The 20,168-nt window shown below is 44.7% G+C and carries 19 protein-coding genes; 10 read left to right on the plus strand and 9 right to left on the minus strand.

The genetic code is table 11. From position 1 onward, the window contains the following. The first annotated feature begins 69 nt into the window (after window positions 1–69). From ACI48J_RS26750 to ACI48J_RS26760, 3 genes are all read left to right on the plus strand, one after another. The gene (locus ACI48J_RS26750) at window positions 70–1,809 is read left to right on the plus strand and encodes an ABC-F family ATP-binding cassette domain-containing protein (protein ID WP_405081007.1); all 1,740 of its coding nucleotides are present in this window, start codon (window positions 70–72) and stop codon (window positions 1,807–1,809) included. Window positions 1,810–2,043: 234 nt separating this feature from the next. Beyond that, a complete protein-coding gene (locus ACI48J_RS26755; protein WP_405081009.1) occupies window positions 2,044–2,904 on the plus strand; it encodes a serine protease in 861 nt (286 codons plus the stop codon). An 81-nt stretch (window positions 2,905–2,985) separates the two neighbouring features. Further along, the gene (locus tag ACI48J_RS26760) at window positions 2,986–3,282 is read left to right on the plus strand and encodes a hypothetical protein (protein WP_405081011.1); all 297 of its coding nucleotides are present in this window, start codon (window positions 2,986–2,988) and stop codon (window positions 3,280–3,282) included. A gap of 209 nt (window positions 3,283–3,491) precedes the next feature. Here ACI48J_RS26760 and ACI48J_RS26765 read toward each other — a convergent pair whose 3' ends face one another. Continuing rightward, complete coding sequence (locus tag ACI48J_RS26765; protein ID WP_405081012.1) at window positions 3,492–3,914, minus strand: tetratricopeptide repeat protein; 423 nt, start codon at window positions 3,912–3,914, stop codon at window positions 3,492–3,494. A 546-nt stretch (window positions 3,915–4,460) separates the two neighbouring features. Between ACI48J_RS26765 and ACI48J_RS26770 the strand changes: the two genes are divergently transcribed. Continuing rightward, window positions 4,461–5,309, plus strand: a complete 849-nt coding sequence (locus ACI48J_RS26770) for a helix-turn-helix domain-containing protein (RefSeq protein ID WP_405081014.1) — start codon at window positions 4,461–4,463, stop codon at window positions 5,307–5,309. Window positions 5,310–6,226: 917 nt separating this feature from the next. Here ACI48J_RS26770 and ACI48J_RS26775 read toward each other — a convergent pair. After that, on the minus strand, window positions 6,227–7,117 hold the full coding sequence (locus tag ACI48J_RS26775) for a hypothetical protein (RefSeq protein WP_405081015.1): 891 nt from the start codon (window positions 7,115–7,117) through the stop codon (window positions 6,227–6,229). Window positions 7,118–8,040: 923 nt separating this feature from the next. On the opposite strand from ACI48J_RS26775, the gene ACI48J_RS26780 reads away from it, so the two are divergent. The 5 genes from ACI48J_RS26780 (at window position 8,041) to ACI48J_RS26800 (ending at window position 11,643) form a co-directional block, all read left to right on the plus strand. After that, a complete protein-coding gene (locus ACI48J_RS26780; protein WP_405081017.1) occupies window positions 8,041–8,424 on the plus strand; it encodes a MerR family transcriptional regulator in 384 nt (127 codons plus the stop codon). A 19-nt stretch (window positions 8,425–8,443) separates the two neighbouring features. After that, window positions 8,444–9,289, plus strand: coding sequence for an SDR family NAD(P)-dependent oxidoreductase (locus tag ACI48J_RS26785; protein ID WP_405081019.1), 846 nt, complete (start codon window positions 8,444–8,446; stop codon window positions 9,287–9,289). Between the two features lie 169 nt (window positions 9,290–9,458). Continuing rightward, window positions 9,459–10,376, plus strand: a complete 918-nt coding sequence (locus tag ACI48J_RS26790; RefSeq protein WP_405081020.1) for a helix-turn-helix transcriptional regulator — start codon at window positions 9,459–9,461, stop codon at window positions 10,374–10,376. Window positions 10,377–10,453: 77 nt separating this feature from the next. Next, window positions 10,454–11,254: an SDR family oxidoreductase gene (locus ACI48J_RS26795; RefSeq protein ID WP_405081021.1), complete on the plus strand. Its 801-nt coding sequence runs from the start codon at window positions 10,454–10,456 to the stop codon at window positions 11,252–11,254. A gap of 23 nt (window positions 11,255–11,277) precedes the next feature. Then, window positions 11,278–11,643 (plus strand): nuclear transport factor 2 family protein, encoded by a 366-nt coding sequence (locus ACI48J_RS26800; protein ID WP_405081023.1) that lies wholly within the window; start codon window positions 11,278–11,280, stop codon window positions 11,641–11,643. Between the two features lie 54 nt (window positions 11,644–11,697). Here ACI48J_RS26800 and ACI48J_RS26805 read toward each other — a convergent pair whose 3' ends face one another. The 7 genes from ACI48J_RS26805 to ACI48J_RS26835 all read right to left on the minus strand — a co-directional run bounded on the left by ACI48J_RS26805 (window position 11,698) and on the right by ACI48J_RS26835 (window position 19,578). Continuing rightward, on the minus strand, window positions 11,698–12,402 hold the full coding sequence (locus tag ACI48J_RS26805) for a DUF421 domain-containing protein (RefSeq protein ID WP_405081025.1): 705 nt from the start codon (window positions 12,400–12,402) through the stop codon (window positions 11,698–11,700). A 586-nt stretch (window positions 12,403–12,988) separates the two neighbouring features. After that, window positions 12,989–14,110: an NADH-dependent flavin oxidoreductase gene (locus ACI48J_RS26810; protein ID WP_405081026.1), complete on the minus strand. Its 1,122-nt coding sequence runs from the start codon at window positions 14,108–14,110 to the stop codon at window positions 12,989–12,991. A gap of 90 nt (window positions 14,111–14,200) precedes the next feature. After that, a complete protein-coding gene (locus ACI48J_RS26815; RefSeq protein ID WP_405081027.1) occupies window positions 14,201–15,226 on the minus strand; it encodes an LLM class flavin-dependent oxidoreductase in 1,026 nt (341 codons plus the stop codon). A 96-nt stretch (window positions 15,227–15,322) separates the two neighbouring features. Next, a complete protein-coding gene (locus ACI48J_RS26820) occupies window positions 15,323–16,330 on the minus strand; it encodes an LLM class flavin-dependent oxidoreductase (protein WP_405081029.1) in 1,008 nt (335 codons plus the stop codon). Window positions 16,331–16,361: 31 nt separating this feature from the next. Continuing rightward, window positions 16,362–17,327 (minus strand): TIGR03571 family LLM class oxidoreductase, encoded by a 966-nt coding sequence (locus tag ACI48J_RS26825; protein ID WP_405081030.1) that lies wholly within the window; start codon window positions 17,325–17,327, stop codon window positions 16,362–16,364. Between the two features lie 20 nt (window positions 17,328–17,347). Then, window positions 17,348–17,671, minus strand: a complete 324-nt coding sequence (locus ACI48J_RS26830) for a metalloregulator ArsR/SmtB family transcription factor (RefSeq protein ID WP_326051407.1) — start codon at window positions 17,669–17,671, stop codon at window positions 17,348–17,350. Window positions 17,672–18,267: 596 nt separating this feature from the next. Continuing rightward, window positions 18,268–19,578: an amidohydrolase family protein gene (locus ACI48J_RS26835; RefSeq protein ID WP_405081031.1), complete on the minus strand. Its 1,311-nt coding sequence runs from the start codon at window positions 19,576–19,578 to the stop codon at window positions 18,268–18,270. Window positions 19,579–19,737: 159 nt separating this feature from the next. Here ACI48J_RS26835 and ACI48J_RS26840 point away from each other — a divergent pair, with 159 nt between their 5' ends. Then, a complete protein-coding gene (locus ACI48J_RS26840; RefSeq protein WP_326051236.1) occupies window positions 19,738–20,166 on the plus strand; it encodes a MarR family transcriptional regulator in 429 nt (142 codons plus the stop codon). Window positions 20,167–20,168 lie beyond the last annotated feature (2 nt).

The raw sequence follows: 20,168 nt of genomic DNA on the forward strand, positions 1-20,168 counted from the left end.
TAAATTCAAAATCTATGGTTTGCAATACATCTAATAGCCACTATTTTAGTGATAAAGAAAGGTAATACTATGATAAAACTCGATAACTTATCCTTCTCGTTTCCTCAAAAAGAACTATTTAACAACATTTCATTTACGTTAGAAGAAGCACAACATTGCGCTTTTATCGGAACAAGCGGCAGTGGGAAAAGCACATTGATAGATATACTGATGGACCCGGAAAGATATCTTTTCGATGGTAAATTAGAGATGGACCCCGATTGTACAATTGGATACGTAAGTCAGTTCTCAGAACTAGACAACACGAAAGAAACAACCGTTTTTGAATATATAGGAGAACCATTTATAAAGCTTCAAAATGAAATTCAATCGATTTGCACGGAAATGGAAACCTCAACAGATATAGAACCGTTACTGGAAAAGTATCAATTCGCTTTAGACGCATTGGATGCTATTGGCGGGGATGATTTTGAAAGCAACATTCATAAGCAGCTAAATGTAGCAAACCTTATGAAGCGAAGAGATAGTAAGGCAGCCGACCTGAGCGGCGGGGAATTCAAACTTATTCAAGTGATGAAGGAAATGCTTAATCGTCCCGACATATTGATTATGGACGAGCCTGATGTATTTCTAGACTTCGAAAACCTAAATGCGCTTAAAAAACTTATTCATTCGTACAAAGGCATACTACTGGTTGTTACGCACAACCGATATCTATTGAATCATTGTTTCAATAAAATTATACACCTTGAAAATAGGGAGATCCAGGAGTTTGATGGGCGATATATCGAGTATAACTTCTCATTGCTTCAGACAAAAATGGAGCTGCAAGAGCTCGCGGTCGCTGAACAAGAAGAGATGGAGAGAAACGATACGATCATCAACAATCTTAGAGTTATCGCAACTTACAATTCAGACGCTTCGAGAGGGAGAGCGTTAAAAGCTAGAGTTAGATTTCAAGAAAGACTGGAAGCGCGTCGAATTAAAGCGCCATTCGTTGAAATTAAACAACCGAATATCAGTTTTGGTGTGGATAACGAAATGGAAGACGCTATTGTTGTAAGTGTCCGTCATTATAGTGTTGGCTTTGATGAGCTGCTGCTAGACAATGTTAATTTTGAGATAAAATCTACGGATAAAGTAGCTATTATCGGCGCAAACGGTACCGGGAAAACGACCTTACTTCGAGACATCTTTAAAAATTATCATGCTTCCATTGAAATCAATGCTGATGCTAAAGTAGCTTATTTGTCTCAGCTTCAAGGTGAAATGCTAAAGGACGCTAATACAATACTAGAAGAATTCATCGATGCAGGGTTCAAAACTTACGATGAGATCGGATTGTATCTTTCCAACTATGGCTTTGAAGGGGAAACCCTTAGTCAAAAGATAGAATCTCTATCTGGTGGAGAAAAAAATTTACTTCAATTGGCTAAGGTTTCCGCCAGTAAAGCAAACGTATTACTTCTTGATGAACCGACAAGCCATTTAGATACCTATACACAACTAGCACTGGAGAAAGCCATTGAAAAATTTAAAGGCGCGATTCTCATGGTTTCCCATGATTTCTATTCTGTTGTAAATGGTATGGATTATGTTTTAATTATTGACGATAAGACGATTAGAAAAATGACTTTGCCAAAGTTTAGACAGATGATTTATGATAGTCATTTTGATAAAGATTATTTAGAAACGGAACAAAAGAAAAAATCAGTTGAAATGAAAATAGAATTGGCTCTAAAAAATACTGATTTTGAACTTGCAAAAGGATTGGTAGAGGAGCTGGAAGAGCTGATTAAATGGCTTTAAATGACAACCCTCGAAGTGAGGTCAGTTAGCAATAAAACATGATGATAGTGGAAAAATATCAACGATGTAACCCAAACAAACCACTCCATTCCCGGAAGTGGTTTGTTTGAATTCCCAACTGCACTAATAATGTATTCAATGCGACGCAGGACGTTGCCGCCATCTTCCCCCAATTATAGGCAGTTTGATGATACAATAACGGGACAAGATTATGGCGAATACGGAGGGATGCGCATGGAAAATAATCCTAGTCGAAACAAAGAGAACTCTCTTTCTCATTCCGAAGAGAAGCAAGAACATGAGAATGACCACCCATATGCAGACGAGGAGTGGGACTTTGAGTCGGAAGAGGAGGATGACGACGGGGGTTCATCGGCCAACCGACGGAAGTGGATCAGAAATACGGTCATATTCCTGCTCGTTGCCGCTCTAGTCGGAAATATATTGGCCTTCTGGCCGCAAATCTACAACATGAAGACGCTCCCGCTCTTGTTCGGGTCGAGGGAATTATCCAGCCAAGCTGAAATCCAAAGCTATAAAGAAGCGGTTGTTACAGTCAGCACGGACAACGGCAAGGGCACCGGATTTCACATTAACGGCGGCTATATTGTGACCAACTACCACGTCATCGAAGATAACGGCTATATTATAGTGAAATTCCCGGGGCAAAGTCAGAGTTATAAAGCGGAGCTGTCGGCCAGCGATCCCGATCTGGATATCGCCATACTGAAGGCGGACATCGGGGATCAACGGCTGCCGTTTATTGAAGTCGAGCGAGACAACAAACAGTGGGAGCCTGATGAACAAATCTACGTGATTGGCAATCCGCTTCATCTCACGCAAATCGCCATCAAAGGGGCTATTATCGGCATGGTCCCGATCCAAGGCCGTCGGACGCCGGTCATGGCCCTTGATGCGCCGGTCTATAAGGGCAATAGCGGCTCTCCCGTCATTAACAAGCGTGGCAAAGCCATCGCCGTTGTATTCGCCACTGCCGATGTCGAGCATCAAGACCAAATGATAGAGGCCGGTTTGGCCGTACCGATTGCCGACATGGAGACCTTGCTGCGAACTTCGCTTCCGCCAGTAGAATAAAAACTTTAATATTTTCGACATATTACTACAGCAGAAAGTTTCGTAAATAATTTTTCCGATAAAGGAAATTTTGATTATAGTGTGCAAAGTCTACAAAAACTTGACGAATTGCTAGAAGAGTTATGTGAGTATCAAATCGATGATGATACATTAGATTCTGTTTCTTCTATGGCTGGATGTTACATTTTTGAAGTGGCAAGAAGGAATTATGGGGGACGGTACATTTGGGTACAAGAAAGAGACCAACCCGTCTTAGTTACTGGAGAGCCTGAATATTCGATTTCTATATTTGCCTTCGATAAAGTTAGAGGCAGAATTCGGAATGGTAAAGAAGATGATATACCCTATTATTTCGATGGCTATATCGAAGCAGTTTAAAAAGGCAAGAATACAGGGTACAGAGCTACAATTGTTTAAGTAGCTTAGAGGAATTAAACAACTTATTCCAAACCCGGACCTTTCTAAAGGCCGGGTTTGTTTCGCTTATGACGGTATTTTAAATGCCCCTGTTATCGAGCAACAATAGAGATAACAAAAGATATGAAAATCTATATGATTTTAATGATATGTGAAACTAACCTGAATGTTCAAATCTCTATGCATGTCTCCAAAAACTCAAGATATTTCGGGTCGTCTTCCATAAAAATCTCAATACCGGCGCCCATGTAAGCCCGAGTTAACTCGTCAGCTGCCTTTTCAAAGTTTTCCTGTTCGTAATATAACTGCCCCAGCCGAAGATGAATATACGGATTCCCCAACCCCTTCGGACACTGTACGGCATTAAAAAAGCACTTGAAGGCCTTATCGTAATTCTTCATACGATAGTGGACATCCCCAATAGCTGCATATATCCAGGTAGCTGCCTCCCATTCTTGATGATTTTCAGGCAATAAACGGAGGGCGGCCATATAATTTTGCTTGGCGGCGTCAAGATCGCCTGTCTTCACTAAATCATCGCCTTGTTTACATAGAGCCCTAATTGCGGAATAAGTGGAATCTGGCAGATGCAACGCGATCTCTCCTGTTCTATTGATTGGATTAAGGAATTTTAGCCAATGATCGTTTGTTGGCTTTCATCAAAAATGATGGCATCTGGTATTACCGATAAATAGCCTATCGCCCCAAAGATATGATCCTTAAATTTCTTTTCATGATCAGGCGGAAATACGAAGCGAATGCGCTCGGCACAGTCTTTGACTTCAGGCTAACAATCTCATATGAGAAGTCTACCAAATTTTTAAGCCTAATTCATAAAATATAGCCTCTGAATCGAGTATTTAAAGGTAGGCAACTATGCGAGGCGACAAGCTCCTTTGGTATTTTCGCCGATAGACCCGTTAAGCTGAACCGAATCATAAGTGACAGCGAAATTTTTTGGTAGTGGCAAGTGCAGAAGCCTGTCCGGCAATCGGGTAACATAGCTAAATGTTACAAATACTCGGATTTGTTGGGATCGATCCTCAGGAGATCCTCGACATACTGACTTTTTCGTGCAGAAAATGCAAGGTAATTATTTTGTATCTGCCATAAAATTTATCTAGAAAGGAGGGAAAACGATGGATTGGTTGGACAGGATGAATAGCGCCTTGGAATATATCGAAACAAATCTAGCGGACAATATCTCATATGATGAAATAGCGCAGAGAGCCTATTGCTCCACATATCATTTTCAACGAATGTTTCCGTTTATTACTGGAGTAACGTTATCTGAGTACATTCGACGTCGACGGTTGACATTGGCAGCATTTGAACTGCAGACAACGGACGCAAAGGTTATTGATGTGGCTATGAAATATGGATATGATTCGCCAGAAGCGTTTGCACGGGCGTTTAAGAATCTTCATGGGATAATGCCAATATCTGCGCGAGATAAAGGTGCCTCTCTAAAAGCCTATCCTCGAATGTCCTTTCATATTTCAATAAAAGGAGATGTCGAAATGAATTACCGCATCGAATCAAAAGGTCCTTTTGAGATGTTTGGAGCTTATGGTCTGGTCAATTCCGATCCCCAAAAAGTATATGCTGAAGTTGCTCAATTCCGTCAACAATGTGATGTGGATGGCAGTGTTGAAGGGATAAATGGATTACTGGGACGCTTTAGTAACACCATCTTGCACGCTGCCTTATATGATCATACTGGAACATCTTTTAAATACATGGTGAGTTATTTTTTGCCAAAAGGGCCTGAAATTCCAGAGAGATTTACAAAACTTTCTGTTCCAGCATTAACGTGGGCGGTTTTCCCAGAACCGCAATGTGATTTAATAAAGTTATGGGAACGTATTTATTCCGAATGGTTTCCGACATCGGAATACGAACAGGTTGAAGGCCCTAGCTTCGAAATGTATTATGGAACGACAGGGTATGTTACTGGGGAGATTTGGATTCCGGTGAAGAAAAAATAGTTTTTACTCGAGTGAATGTATTGCACTAACGAAAATGAAAGAGAACAAAGTAAATCAAGGGAAGGCCATCCATAAAGGATGGCCTTTATTCAGAATTTGCCGCTACAGACAACGCGGTGAACCTTATCACAAGTGACGGCGAAATTACCACTCCTTTACCAATAGAGCTATTGTAGATCAGGCCTGTTGATTAACCAAATTATGTAACTTAAATAACCCCATCGGGATTACGTATCTGAATCATTTGCTGAATACTTACAATCCATTTTACTGGTAATATCAACAGGTCTGTAGCAGTATATAAAAATATATGAAGTTGAATGCTTTTGCGATTAATTGATCAGAAGCCTACACAAAATTAAATAGAAACTTTAAATCAGGATTTTGTTAATGAATAAAGATGAGGTAGAAGTACTTCTTGGATTAGACCGAGGTGCTCTTAGTGAAAGTAGGCAAAATGCAGTCGTTTTAAGTCTGTGCAATAAAGATATAAAAACTTAAACAATTAAACTAATTATTCGCGTAAGGGGATTAATTAATTGTGTGATTCTAAAAGTATAGTTTCTGATCTGCAATTCCAAAAAGCAAGTCGAAATGCAGAAAATGTAATTACTATTCAAGAAGTCAATTGAAAGCTTAACCTTACAAGGACGAAAATCAATAATGAAAGCATACTGGATGGCCTCGATACGTTTACGGCCCCACACACGCTCCATCAGGCCAGCACAAAGGAGAACGTCCATCACAGGCGTTCTCCTTTTCGTCACGGATGATCTTCCATTGTCTCTCTTTCTACTTGCTGCGCATCGGAATACCGAGCGAGCGCCGAATTTGTCCTGCGCTAAAAATGGTAAAGCGAAGCTTTAGCTCTGTGTTGACTGAACTCCTTATAACCATGTTGCATCAGGGCCGTAAAATCATCCGTCCGACGGGGCGAACTTCCCCACATCTGGTTCGAATGCCGCTCCACTCGCCAGGTTCAGCTCTACGTGGGTGGTTCCGCGATCGTCGGTCAGCACGATCATTCGCGACCCGACGACGGGAACGCGGTCGGCGCTGGTGCGCATGTGTGCTGAGACGACACGAGGAGCACCGTCAACGATATAGTTTACCTCAACCGTGAACATCGGGAAATTAAAGAGCCAACTGTTAGTAAAATTCACGGCGGTCAACGTCCCGGTCCATGACGAACCCTCCACGCGGAGTCGCTCGATGTCCGCCTGACGCCGCCGGGCGTGGGCGATAGAGCCGGGCAACCGCAGGAGCGCGAGAGCGGCCCAGAGGGCGAAGCACGCTCCGACGACGGCGCCGAGCTCTGGCGGGATCGTCGGCGATGTCGCTATGGCCTCGAGGTCAAAGGGGCGCGACAGGTCGCTTGTCAGCGTCCAGAGCAGGAGGACTCCCGCGACTGCTGCGAGTCCTCCTGCTACCGATAGCGTCGCGAACAGGCCGGCCACCCTGGTCTGTCCGAACTGCTCAATTGATCGCGAGTACACTCCGCCGGTGGTACCGATCGCGACGAACAGCAGTAAAACGGAGACGCCCACTGTGACCGGATGACCGAGGAGCATATTGATCGCCGGTGTCGGTGCCATGCCGAACAGTGCGCCGAACGGCACTGAGCCTGTCAGCGACCACAGTGCAGCGGCTGTGAGCAGCCACGGCATCAGCGGAGCCGCGCGTCCGACGCGACGTCCCGGCCGGAGCATAGTCATCCGTCCGTTCTTATCCGTGGTGGAGAACAGCGGCAGCGTCTCGATATGTTCTTGCTGCCCGTGCTTCTGCTGACCCTCCGCAGCATCCTTCATTGGCATCGCCCTCCCGAGGAAGATACTCGTACCCTGAGTGGCGGAGGGGGATTCCCCGCGACGCGGCCAGGACGATCAACTATAAAATGGAGGAGCTTCTCCCCTTTTTCTTCCTCATTCTTAAACGTTTTTTTGTAGGTGTTATGATATTCTAGGTGCCGTAATAGAAAGTTCAACTTCCTATTATCTTTGTACTCAGCCATACACACCTTCACCCCCAAAATTTCTTATCTATATTTTACCACTATAAGGTTGTCCGCTGTAATCCCCCCAAGTCGACATGCATTTCAACATGGCGTGAGCAACTAACAGGTACGATAGTTGAACGGAACAAGCAGATCACTGCGCAGCAGCAATTCCTTTCGCATTTTTCGCCGATAGTATCGTTAAACTGAACCTTATCATAAGTGACGGCGAAAAATTGGGTGCTGGGGATTGAGAGGGAATGTTAGTGGGTGTATATTTTCCAAATCGTCGCCCGTAATCTTATACGTTGCCTGGTAGGCTGGAAATGGCGGCGTCTCCGCTCCTTTGTACCCATAATGATAGGCACGTATAACAGGCTCGTCACGATGGGCGTTAAGCGCTGGCTCCTCCGTCGAGAGTCGATCCGCGCTTCATTAATGATTGCCGACTCCTCCCATTGCTCCAGCACACCCAGATCAGGCTGCCGATTTCTTCGGTGGCCTTCTGTGCATGTTATGTAGGCTTGATCATAGCCCCTGCTGGACGGGCATTGGAAGGTTGGCAACTATGCGAGGTGGCACAATTCTCTTGAAGAATTTTTAGGATTAATTATGTCGAATAACTCAAACACAAACGGCAAAAATGCCGTTTGTTTGTTGTTGAAAAATCATTCTTGACTTGGAGTTAACTCCAAGTTATAGAATACAGGTAATCCTACGTAGGGAGCTGTTAATAAGGTGAGTGACAATTTCACAATCAAAGAAATATCGAAGCTAAGCGGCTTAAGTGAAGATACTATTCGCTACTATGAGAAAATTCAACTCCTGCCCCCGGCAAAACGAAAAGATAATGGGCATCGGTTCTATAGTTCAACGGATAAAGACATCATGTCTCTAATTACGTGTATGAAGAAGACGGGAATGTCACTAAACGAGATGAAACCATTTTTATTTTTATCACAAGAGGGAGACATTCAATTAGACCCTAATTTATATAGTCTTCTGCAAAGTCACAAGGAGAAAATCGAAGTTCAAATTAAGGGAATGCAAATCATTTTGGAGTTCATTAATAATAAACTGCAAAAGGGTGAAGGTTTCGGAAAGACATTTTACGCTGAATAAAAACATGGAGTGTTGCTCTTTGGATACTAAACTACAAAATAAGGTAGCTCTTATTACCGGTGCAAAATCCGGAGTCGGGTTCGAGTTAACAAAACGGTTGCTCTCGGAGGGAATGCAAGTAATAGCTTTGATCCGATCTGATTTCCGGAATAACGATTCTCTTGTTCGAGAGTCTCTAAAGAATAACCATCTTCGAGTCTATAAAGCCGATTTGAGCGATTTTAAAAGTTTGAAAGCAGCACTGAATGAGATCAAATCGAGCGAAGAACGAATCGATGTGATTTTTAATAACGCGGGTATTATGCCGGAGAAGATAAACTACTCCAAACAGGGGCGGGAGATGCAATTCGAGGTACATGCGGTAGTTCCTTATATCATATTTATGGAATTAAGAGAACTGCTGTTAAAAGGAGTGATGAAAACGATAGTCAATACTTCATCCAATGCTTTGCTAATGGTGAAACGGTTTGAACTAGAGACGCTAGAGAAACCGGCCAAATTCAAAAAATTAATGGGTGGATATGCAACTTCAAAGCTAGCTCTTTCTCTCTGGACGCAAGCGGCATCACAGACAACTTTTGCAGAAGGGATCGAAATAAGGAGTGTTTGCCCAGGACCCAATAAAACCCCTATGAGCGGAAGTTCGGGCATGCCCCTATACATGATTCCGATTCGTAATCTTTTTTTCTCCCCTCCAAGTAAGGGGGCTGCGCGACTTTATGAAGCTGCATTCGGAGTGAATAGGGGCAAAACGGGTGTCTTCATCAACAAGGGGAAAATTACGCCTGTGAAATTCATGCAGGAAAGTCGAAATGTACTGGAAAAAGTAGATTTTATTTACAAGCTGGAGTTTCTGGGCATTTGATGAAACTCCTAACAGTCTGCATCCAAGACATGTGCCCAATAAGCTGAACCGTATCACAAGTAGGGCGAAATTGATTTGCTGTTCTTCGTGTTACCCGGCGCTCCAGGAGGCTTAACCTGACATATATTTGTCAAGTTTTAACGGATATACTGAGCCTAGAGGTGAGCAAATGCAGATAAGCAGATTATTTCAGCTGATTTATATTTTGTTGGAAAAGGGGACCGTTACGGCTGCCGAACTGGCAGGGCGGTTCGAGGTGTCTGTCAGAACGATCTATAGAGACGTCGAGGCCTTAAGTCAGGCCGGAATTCCGATCTATACCAGCCAAGGAAAAGGAGGCGGCATTTCCCTTTCTGACAGGTTTGTCTTGAACAAATCATTGCTTTCCGACAAGGAGCAGGATGAGATCCTTTTTGCCCTGCAAAGCTTGTCCGCAGCCCAACTTCCCGATTCCGACAAGGTTTTCTCGAAGCTGAGCAGCCTGTTCAGAAAAAACAGCACCAACTGGATTGAAGTAGATTTCTCCTCTTGGGGAAGTGGGCAAAAACAAAAAGAGCTATATGTATTGCTAAAGCAGGCCATTCTGGAGCATAAGGCGATTTCGTTTACCTACTTGAGCCCTGCCGGAGAACAAAAAAGCCGGGAAGCCGCGCCAGTGAAACTGCTTTTTAAGGATAGAGCCTGGTACGTCGAGGCCTACAGTTTTGAAAAAAATGCGCTAAGAACCTTTAAGATTGCCAGGATGTCGAATGTGTGGCTTTCAGGCAGGGATGGGATTGAGGGCTTAGAGCTTCAGCAGGCGTGGGCGGAGACTTCCTTGGCTTCTCCTGCGGAAGAATCGAAGATCTCGCTGGTCTTAAAAATAGAACCGGCGGGCGCCTATCGCATCGTGGATGAGTTTAAGAGAGAAGACATTTTGCAACAGCATGATGGGTCTTTCCATGTTACTGCAGACATGCCTTCCGGAGAATGGCTTTTTCAATATCTGCTCTCCTTTGGAGATTTGCTGGAAGTTATGGAGCCGCCGTCCGTCAGGCTCGAAATGAAAAACCGCACCGCCAAAATGGCCAAAAAATATTTGAGATAACTGGACACGGCGTTGTCAGGTTCTATTGGCTAAACTAGCTTTGTACCCAACAGTTGAAGGAGGATTTGAGCCAAAGGATGGAAAACAGCGCGTACTTACTGGATATGAGCAAAGAATTTGCAGGTAAACGAGCCCTGGTGACCGGCGGAACCCGGGGAATCGGCCGGGCGATCGTCCAACGTCTTCATGCAGCAGGAGCTGAGGTTGTGGCTACGGCTAGATCGCTGCCCGAAGCATTGCCGGAAGGAGTAGGGTTCATTCAGGCCGACGTCAGCACTCCGGCAGGCGGGGAGCACATTGTTCAGGAAACGATTCAGAAATTCGGCGGTCTGGATATTTTGATTAACAATGTGGGAGGTTCCACAACAAACACGGCAGGGGCATTAGCTTTAAAAGATGAGGATTGGCAGACGACGTTTAACGCAAACCTGTTCTCTTCCGTCCGCCTCGACCGTGGATTTCTGCCTTACATGGTTGAACAGCAAGGCGGAGTGATTGTCCATATCTCTTCTATTCAACGCAAGCTGCCGGGCAATATGACCATGCCTTATTCAGCTGCCAAGGCTGCGCTCGTCAACTACAGCAAAAACCTGGCGACCCAATTCGGCCCTAAGGGAATAAGAATCAACGCATTGGCGCCGGGATTCACCGAGACGCAAGCGGCGGAACGGTTAATCGAGAGAATGGCTGAACAAGCAGGAACCGATTATCTAGCTGCCCGTCAGCAGTTAATGGACGAGCTTGGCGGCATTCCTCTCGGCCGGCCGGCCAAACCGGAGGAGGTTGCCGAGCTTGCAGCCTTCCTGGCGTCAAGCAGAGCCTCTTCTATTACGGGCTGCGAGTACGTCATTGACGGCGGAACCATCCGCACCGTGTAACGAAGTGATAAGGAGTTGATCTTATGGAGCTTAAGCTGCTCCCGCAAGTGATCCAAGACATAATAGCGGCTTCCAATAAACCGGACCCGGATGCTTATGTCGACTGTTTCTCGGAGGATGCTCTGGTTCTCGATGAAGGCAAAGAGTGGGCTGGCAAAGCCGCTATAAGAAGATGGAGCGCCGAGCATCATTTTCGTGCAAACGTATTTCTTGAACCCATACAGGCTAAACAGCATGAGGCGGAAATCGTGGTTGTATTTAAGGTGGACGGCGATTACGACAAAACCGGTCTCCCGGATCCTCTCTATTTGAACTTTTATTTTCAGATTCGCGACCATAAGATTAAGCGGCTTGCGATACGGCTGTCTAAAGGACCAGAAAGCATCTGAGGAAGCGCAAGGGTTTGTAGTATAGGAGCACTCGGCAAGCGAGGGGAGAGCAGGCTAATCGATAGGTTTGTCAATGTGGTCCCCATAGTAGTCAAAATACAACTGATTTTGCGTACCTCTTACGGCATAGAACACGTCCGATACGGACTTGTTCCGCTGCCGCAGTACTTGCTCCAGCCACTGGACGGTCAGCCCGTTGTGAACGAGATTGTCTTCCATGATTATGCCGTCCATAATCAGCTCGACAGGGAACGACTGGACGGCCGCGGCGTGTAGCTTCAGATCTTTGCGCGTCACCCACTCATACTCGCTTTTTTTCTTGACGGACAGCTTCCCGTGATCCTCCAAGCAAGCGTACTCGACCTCCGCCATATTGAAAATATCTTTTTCACGCAAAGATTGGGCCAGGGAGTCCAAGGTGTAACGGATTTTACGCATGTTGTCCTCGAGAATTTTGCCGTTCTCGATGACGACGGTTGGAGTGCCGGATACCAACCGGTTCCACGCCCGGTTTTTGAGCGCGATCTTGGACACGAGAAAAGAGATGCCGAAGAAGATCAGCAGCGACACGACGATGAGCCAATGGTTGAGCTTATCGTTAAACGCCAAATTCGCCGCAATGGCACCCAGCGTGATGCCGCTCACGAAGTCATGGAAGGTCATAGTGGATATCGTCTGCTTGCCGAGAATTCTCGACGTGATCATGAGGAGGACAAAAGCGGCGATCGTTCGAAAAATAACTTCCACGTATGCTTGCAATGGGCGGACTCCTTGCTCCAATTTATGGGTGCTGTCGTACGGCTCGATAATAACAATATGGACGGTTGGAGCCGGGGTTATAACTTTTCGCATTGGGGGCTGGAAAGAAAGGTCATACCATAAGAATGGCCTTAAACTTGCCGATATAGACAGCGCGAAGAACCTTATCATAAGTGACGGCGAAAATTGGGTTGTGGAGAACTCAGGAGAATGTGTTGGTTGATACGTCCAACTTTCTTCAACATGCAGGCGTATCGCCTCTTTTTTTAGTTCCTCCGTATAGTGTTTGAACTTTTGTCCTTTTCTCGCTGGCATAAAAAATGCACCCCCTAGAATTTGATCGGGTAACCCAAGGGTTTTTCCAATGTTCATTCTAAGGGGTGCACTTCAAATTAATGATGCATCCAAATCCGGCTTTTTCATAAAAGGGATAACTGCTCTGGTTACGCAGACAGTCCCAAATACATTCACATCAACCATATATGCTGCCAGGCCTCTATATCCAATGTTTCAAAATCATTAAATCCACTGGCTATTCCTGTATCATTTACGAGTATATCGAGATGGAATGAGATAAGTGAACTCCTTATACAATAGGAAGCCAGCCAGGGAAGCTAGTATAGTACTCCCACATTTTATCAGAAATAGCCAGTTCTTTTTGATCTTTTTTAGATAATGTTGTACGGATTTTGTCTTCTTCACCAGCTTGTACTTTTTGTACCCACTGAGGTTCCATTATCAATTCTCTCCCTAAAGCGATTAAAGGTACACCTGTTTCAAATGCTTTCATCACTTCACCCGGTGTCCGCAGCATCCCAACACCCATCACAGGAACACGATCGCCGACACGCTCATGGATCATAACAACTCGGGAGGTCTGATCGTTATCATCACGGATTGATCCGTTCCAAAAGCCGCCGACAGAAATATGGAGATAATCCAGGTCCTGGTCCGCTAACTTGTCCACTAATTGCAGCGTATCTTCCATGGTGATGCCAGGATTCTCTCTTTCTTCAGGCGATAACCGATAGCCGATGATAAAAGGTTTTGTTGCATGGTCTGAAACTGCTTTTTTAACAGCGTCAACTACAGCAAGCGGGAAGGACATACGTTTTTCCAGCGTTCCACCCCACTTGTCAGTTCTGCGATTTGAGTGTGGAGAAAAGAATTGCTGAATTAAATACGTGTTGGCACCATGGATTTCAACTCCATCATACCCAGCTTCGATTGCTCTTCTGGTTGCTTCACCAAATGCTTTAATAATTTCATCGATTTCGTCTGCTGTCATTTCCCGAGGTACCATGGCATCGTCCCGGTCCGCTGCTACCGCACTCGGAGCAATTGGTTGACGATCGAGCAATTCTTCAGGCGGGCACATTCTGCCACCGTGAAAAATTTGTAAAATCGCCTTTGAACCTTTTTCCTGTATAGCTGTCGCCACACGTCTTAAACTAGGGATTAGGGAATCGGAATCTGCACCAAATTCACCCGGGAATCCTTTTCCATTCCTGGTGACGTATGTGCATGCGGTAATTACCGCTCCTACACCACCGGCACGTTCTTGATAATACGCAACTTCTTCGTCTGATACTTCACCATTTTCATGTGCCGCCGTATTGGTCATAGGTGCCATTGTAATAGGGTTCTTTATTTCAACTCCGGAACGAAAGGTAAATGGTTTAAAAGCAGCTTCATATTTTGGATTCATCTTTTTTCTCCTTTTGTTTACATCAAGTTTTGTTAAAGGCTTATATAGAGATACATTAAAAGCTTGCCATAAGGATCGGCCAGTTTTGGCCTACTTTAGCTGAGTAATTTCTGCCAATATTTCATAGGAATGGAGGCGGGCCTTATGATCGTAAACCTGGGCGATTGCCATGATTTCATCGGCTTGACTTTCATCCAGAAACTTTTCCAGCTTTTCTTTTACGATTTGAGGACTGCCGACAATCGAAGTTCCTAATTGATTCTCAAGGGCAGCTATTTCATAGTCTCTCGCTATATCATTAATATTATCCACTGGCGGCTGCAAGGGGACTTCCTTCCCGCGCATCAAATTCAAGAACTGCTGCTGCAATGTTGTAGCGAGCCGCTGAGCTTCTTGATCTGTGTCGGCCGCAATGATGTTTAGTCCTACCATTGCATGCGGCTTGTCCAGTACTTTAGAAGGCTTAAACGAACGGCGGTACAGCTCGATAGCCGGCAGTGTGTTATGCGGCGAGAAATGGCTCGCAAAAGCAAAGGGCAGTCCAAGCTCTCCTGCGAGCTGGGCACTGTATCCGCTTGAACCTAACAGCCAAATAGGGATGTTCAATCCCTCACCCGGAATTGCTTTAACATGACTGGATCCTTGTGCCAGCGAAGGGTCAAAGTAATTGCGGAGCTCAACCAGCTGCTCCGGGAAATCTTCTCCTGAACTTCTCAAGTCACGTCTTAAGGCACGTGCGGTAAGCTGATCAGTGCCTGGTGCACGGCCCAAGCCAAGATCAATACGTCCTGGATATAATGATTCCAGAGTGCCAAATTGCTCGGCAATAACAAGAGGTGCATGATTCGGCAGCATAATGCCGCCTGAACCTACCCGGATTTTTGATGTTCCTGCTGCAACATGGGAAATGACTACCGATGTTGCAGAGCTGGCGATAAATGGCATATTATGATGCTCGGCGAGCCAATATCGGTTATACCCCAGCTTTTCAGCTAGCCGGGCCAGCTCCAAAGTATTGCGGAAAGAGTCAGCCGGCGTACTTCCATCTGCAATTGGAGAGAGATCCAGGACCGAGAATGGAATATCCGTAATTTGTTTTGTATCATTTTCAGGCATATGCTCATCTTCTTTCTTTAAAAATTTCGTTCAAACCTATAATTTAATTGATTTAATATCTGCAGAAAATACATCCTTTATTAGACTAGACACTGTTTAATTTACTGCAGCCTGAGCCAAAATTTCATAAGAGCGCAGCCGTGCCTTATGATCAAAAATCTCTGTATGAGCCATAATTTCATCAGCGTCAGTCTTTTCTATTAACTCATGGAGCTGCTGCTTCACACCTGCAGGGTCCCCGATGATGGAAGTGAAAAGCTGTTCTTCAACCGCCCTGCGTTCATTATCGTTCCAAAGCTCGTCCATATTATCAACAGGAGGCAAGATGGGCGAAGGTTGTCCGCGGGTTAACAAAAGAAATTTTTGATACATCGAAGTGGCAAGCCTTTGTGCCTCCTGTTTCTCATCAGCAGCCACCACTTGAACGGCTAACAGTACATAAGGCTCCTCCAAAAATTGTGACGGACGAAAAGAATCCCGGTACAGTTTTATGGCCTCCATCATGTTGCCTGGAGCAAAATGTCCAGCGAAAGAAAATGGTAACCCAAGTATTCCAGCCAATTGTGCACTATAAAATGCTGAACCTAAGAGCCAAATTGGCACATTTGTTTTTTCGCCGGGAATGGCGTGAAAGCTAAATGAACCATTTTTAGTGGCTGTTCCTGTACCATAAAGATATGCGATAAGCTCCTCAAGCCGGGCATCAAATTCAGGTTCGCCAGCAACCCGCTGCCGCAATACATTTGCTGTATATTGGTCGGTGCCAGGTGCCCGCCCCAATCCAAGGTCTATCCGTCCAGGGAAGAAGGTTTCTAATGTTCCAAATTGCTCAGCCACGGAAAGAGGAGAATAATGGGAAAGCAGCATTGCGCCTGATCCAATACGCATTTTTTCCGTGACAGAGGCTACTCGTCCAATTACGATCGGGGATGCTGAACTCGCCATTCCTACCCAATTATGATGTTCAGCAAGCCAAAACCGTTTATATCCCCACTGCTCTGTTTTCTTTGCTAGATCAAGCGTGTTTTGAAGGGAGAGTTCGGCTGATCCTCCCTCGACAATTGGGGAGGGATCTAGTACTGAAAGTTCTATTTTCTTTCTCATAATTCTTCCTCCTTTTATACAATTTAATTTTTTAAAGCTGGCCTGTACCTTTATGGGTTGGGAAGTAAGGTACAACAAATTCTCCAAGTTCCTGGATTACTTCCTCTGCAGGGCGCTTGGAAAAATACAGAACAAACGCCAAATGGTTGACACCAACCGCTTGAAATTCATGAAGTAGATCAACTAAACGGTTTCTTCCCACAGAATAGCCTAAGGGTATGGGAATAGGCGTTTCATCGGGATTTTCCGATAAATCGATGAACAAGCTTTGAGAGAAGGGTTTGAAATCTCCTGGAGCATGAACTTCAGTTAAAGCACGATAATCCTGGATAAGCTGTGCTTGTTGAATAATGCTTCGTGGGTATTGAAGCCATCCATCCCCATTCCTGGCTATCCAATGGATAGACTGATTGCTGAATCCAGTTACCATGGTCGGAATCGAAGATACAGGCTTTGGGAATAACCTCATATCTGTACCATCGATCAGCCCGGCGTGGCTGTGGATTGTCGGCTGATCCTCTCTTAACAGCCGGTCGAGAATTTCGAAATTTTCTTTAAATAACGGGCCGCTTTCTTGCTTAGATATCCCTAAAGCTGTAAAGTCTTTTTCCCTGTCCCCTGATGCCACTCCCATAATCAATCGACCTGGAAACAATTGATCGATTGATGCAGCTTCCTTGGCTACCCTGACGGGGTGGCGCAAGGGGAGAACTACACTTCCTGTCACTAATGCAATGTGCTTCGTATAGGCAGCAAGATACGTCAAATAAATCCATAAATCGTACTTTTGGCCGTTATCATCAATATTCAAATTCTGCATCGTAATATCACGGAGCCATAATGAAGCAAAGCCATATTCCTCAATTTTACGGGCAAGCTCCAGCTGATTCTCCATAATCGGATTTTTAGACATCCTGGCAGTCGGGAGGATAAATCCGAGTGTCATTTTGTCTTTCTGGTACATGCTGTTATAGGCACGGTGATTTTCAAAACTCACTCATGATCCTCCTTAAAAGGTTATATTTTTAAGCCTATATACTTTTCAAACTGTTTAATGGTTTCCTCATTGCGTCGATAATAAGTCCATTGTCCGATTCGTTTCATTTCCACCAGCCCGCTTTGCCATAGGATAGACAAATACTGGGAGGTAGTGGACTGGGAAAGTCCTACTTTGCTGTGAATATCACTAACACAAACCCCGCCATCAAAGCCGTTTTCTTTGATGACATGGGCCTGCGCGGAAAAATTATTATCAGGTTCTTTCAACATTTGCAGAATATTTACTCTTATTTGATTTGACAGAGCCTTGAAGATTTCAACTGCCTGTTCGTCATTTATCATAGTTGATTCCCGATTCAACGGTTCCGCCCCTTTCTAATCTTAATAAAATCTATTTTGCTTGGAATGCGTATAAACTAATCAAACAAAAGGGTATTGATAATTTGCGATATCTCTATATTACTTTAATTTATACCCAAAATCAAATTTATGCTTTAGACATGGCTAGGAAACGGTTTTAAAGGAACTACATAAATTAGCTTAGAGAACAGGTGGCGGAGAGATGCGGATGTTATAGATGAGTTGCTATGGAGAGGAAAAACATGATATTTAGTATGTCTTTGAGAGAGAGGATGGAAAAGGGATTGTTCATCTTTGTCATGTAACGGAGGTCATCGTGGATATTGCGCTTCCATCAAAATTGCGCTCGACAAAAAACAGTCGGACACACTTCACAGTGTGCCGATTGGTTTTTTTGTGGAGCCGATTCTTCAAATATTAAGGCCCGGTAGTAGCAGGCAATACACCAGGTTACCTGCTTTTTGATCGCAAGTGAACTTCGTGCTCGTTAAGCTTAACCATACTATAAGTAAAGCGAAAGACTGAACTGCAAATCGAGTCCCAATGTTATATCCGCTATATTGCACGAGTAAAAATGATTAACCTAGTTGTTGCACTCCTTTGGACCATACGCCTTGGATGGACAAGGTATCCGAGATATTGGTTGTCGGATCGCCATCTACCAATACAAGGTCAGCGAGCGCCCCTACTGCAATTTGGCCGCGATCGTTAAGACCAAAGCGGCGGGCCGGTTTTGAGGTAGCGGACTGAAGTGCTTCTATCGGAGTAAACCCGGCCATAACCAGCAATTGCATTTCATGATGAACGCTGGCACCATGCGCGAGGCCTCCGAGATTCGGAACGGGAACGGGGGAGACATCCGTACCGACCAGAATATCCACTCCGGCCCGGTGAAGATCCATCACGTTTCTAAAGCTATTCTCCATCTGGCCTTGCGGGAAAGTATTGAAGCTAGAGTTCAAAATATCGATCCATTCCGGACTTAATTTGGAATATACACGCGGATCATTCGCCAATTCCGATGCCGGGTTCCCAAGAATGGACGAGTTCAATACCAAACATGGTGTCACGAACGCGCCTGAATCGGCTATGGATTTCACCAATCCGGCCGTGTATCCGGGCCTGTCGATAAACAAGTGGCCCAATCCGTCCACTCCGATATCAATGGCGCTCTGCGAGGAATCAGCGGTCAAGACGTGAGCTATGACGATTTTATCGCGCTTATGGGCTTCTTCAACGGCTGCTTTTAGAATCTCATCGCTCAAAACAGGCAGGCCAGGAGCAGCCATGACCGTCCCTTCTTCGATCATGATTTTAATATAATCGGCTCCATTCTCCACTTGGGTACGCACATGTTTGATCGCTTCCTCCACAGTCGTTACTTGGGGCACTTCTTCGTGATCGTGAGCGTAAGCGGCTAGCATAGCTTCCCGGTCCTCCTTCGATAACTTCTCCAATTCCTTTAATATGAAATCAGGGATTTCATCCCCATCCGGAAGCAGTTCATCCGGATGACCGCCTGGAGCAGTGATCGCTGTACCGGCAGAACGTACATCGGCGGCGTCATTCACATTTTTCAACTGGATGGCCCGCCCTCTTTCCGTAAAATCACCGTTCATTTCGAGTTCTGTCGTAACGCCGAATTTTAAGGCATCCCTTAGTCCGCCAATGGAAGTGTGAACATGCGCATCAATCAAGCCAGGCAGTAATGTTGCGTTTTTCGCATCAATGATGGTAGCGTTTGCCGGAAGATCTCCGCCTACCGCGATAATGGTTTCCCCTTTGATGACAACATTTCTTGAGTCGATAACTTTTTCCCCATCAAAAATACGTGCATTTGTAATCGCCGTAACTTGTTCTACAGAAGAGCTTTGGGCTGCATTTTTCATTTTGTTATTCCTCCTTGGAGTTGTTCGTGATTCACTTTGGAGTATAACTGTTAGAAAACTAACTGTCAATAAACTAATATTTATTTGACATGCAAGTTAGATCTCTGTATAGTTTATTTACTTACAGTTAGCTTTCTAACAATTTGGGGAGGGACGATCATGAAACCTCGTAAGGATACGCCTTATCTGGATTTGTTTCAGATTATTGGCCTTAAGCTAAAGAAAAAGGCGGACGAGAGCATAAAAGAGTTGGGGTTAAACGCTCAACAAGGAAAAATAATTGGCTATATCTACGAGAATCAAGAAACTGAATTAATTCAGAGGGATCTTGCCGATCGGTTTCACCTGCGCGGGGCTAGCATTACAACTATGCTTCAAGGTCTTGAGCAAAGAGGATTCATCGAGCGAAAAATTCCAGCCAATAATGAGCGGCAAAAAAATATTTATGTTTTACCAAAGGCCGTTGAATTGATTGAAGACTTTAATGACTCCTTCCAAAAGGTGGAGGACGAAATCGTTCAAGTCCTTTCCGAAGAGGAGAAGCAAACCTTAAAGGAATTGTTGATCAAAATAAATGAACGCTTATAAAT

This window comes from Paenibacillus chitinolyticus (assembly GCF_045038035.1).
Classification (GTDB): Bacteria; Bacillota; Bacilli; order Paenibacillales; family NBRC-103111; genus Paenibacillus_F; species Paenibacillus_F chitinolyticus_A.

Coding starts and splice junctions, on each gene's coding strand:
- ACI48J_RS26750 (WP_405081007.1), top strand. CDS start 70: ATGATAAAACTCGATAACTTATCCTTCTCGTTTCCTCAAAAAGAACTA.
- ACI48J_RS26755 (WP_405081009.1), top strand. CDS start 2,044: ATGGAAAATAATCCTAGTCGAAACAAAGAGAACTCTCTTTCTCATTCC.
- ACI48J_RS26770 (WP_405081014.1), top strand. CDS start 4,461: ATGGATTGGTTGGACAGGATGAATAGCGCCTTGGAATATATCGAAACA.
- ACI48J_RS26775 (WP_405081015.1), bottom strand. CDS start 7,117: ATGAAGGATGCTGCGGAGGGTCAGCAGAAGCACGGGCAGCAAGAACAT.
- ACI48J_RS26790 (WP_405081020.1), top strand. CDS start 9,459: ATGCAGATAAGCAGATTATTTCAGCTGATTTATATTTTGTTGGAAAAG.
- ACI48J_RS26795 (WP_405081021.1), top strand. CDS start 10,454: ATGGAAAACAGCGCGTACTTACTGGATATGAGCAAAGAATTTGCAGGT.
- ACI48J_RS26800 (WP_405081023.1), top strand. CDS start 11,278: ATGGAGCTTAAGCTGCTCCCGCAAGTGATCCAAGACATAATAGCGGCT.
- ACI48J_RS26810 (WP_405081026.1), bottom strand. CDS start 14,110: ATGAATCCAAAATATGAAGCTGCTTTTAAACCATTTACCTTTCGTTCC.
- ACI48J_RS26815 (WP_405081027.1), bottom strand. CDS start 15,226: ATGCCTGAAAATGATACAAAACAAATTACGGATATTCCATTCTCGGTC.
- ACI48J_RS26820 (WP_405081029.1), bottom strand. CDS start 16,330: ATGAGAAAGAAAATAGAACTTTCAGTACTAGATCCCTCCCCAATTGTC.
- ACI48J_RS26830 (WP_326051407.1), bottom strand. CDS start 17,671: ATGATAAATGACGAACAGGCAGTTGAAATCTTCAAGGCTCTGTCAAAT.
- ACI48J_RS26835 (WP_405081031.1), bottom strand. CDS start 19,578: ATGAAAAATGCAGCCCAAAGCTCTTCTGTAGAACAAGTTACGGCGATT.
- ACI48J_RS26840 (WP_326051236.1), top strand. CDS start 19,738: ATGAAACCTCGTAAGGATACGCCTTATCTGGATTTGTTTCAGATTATT.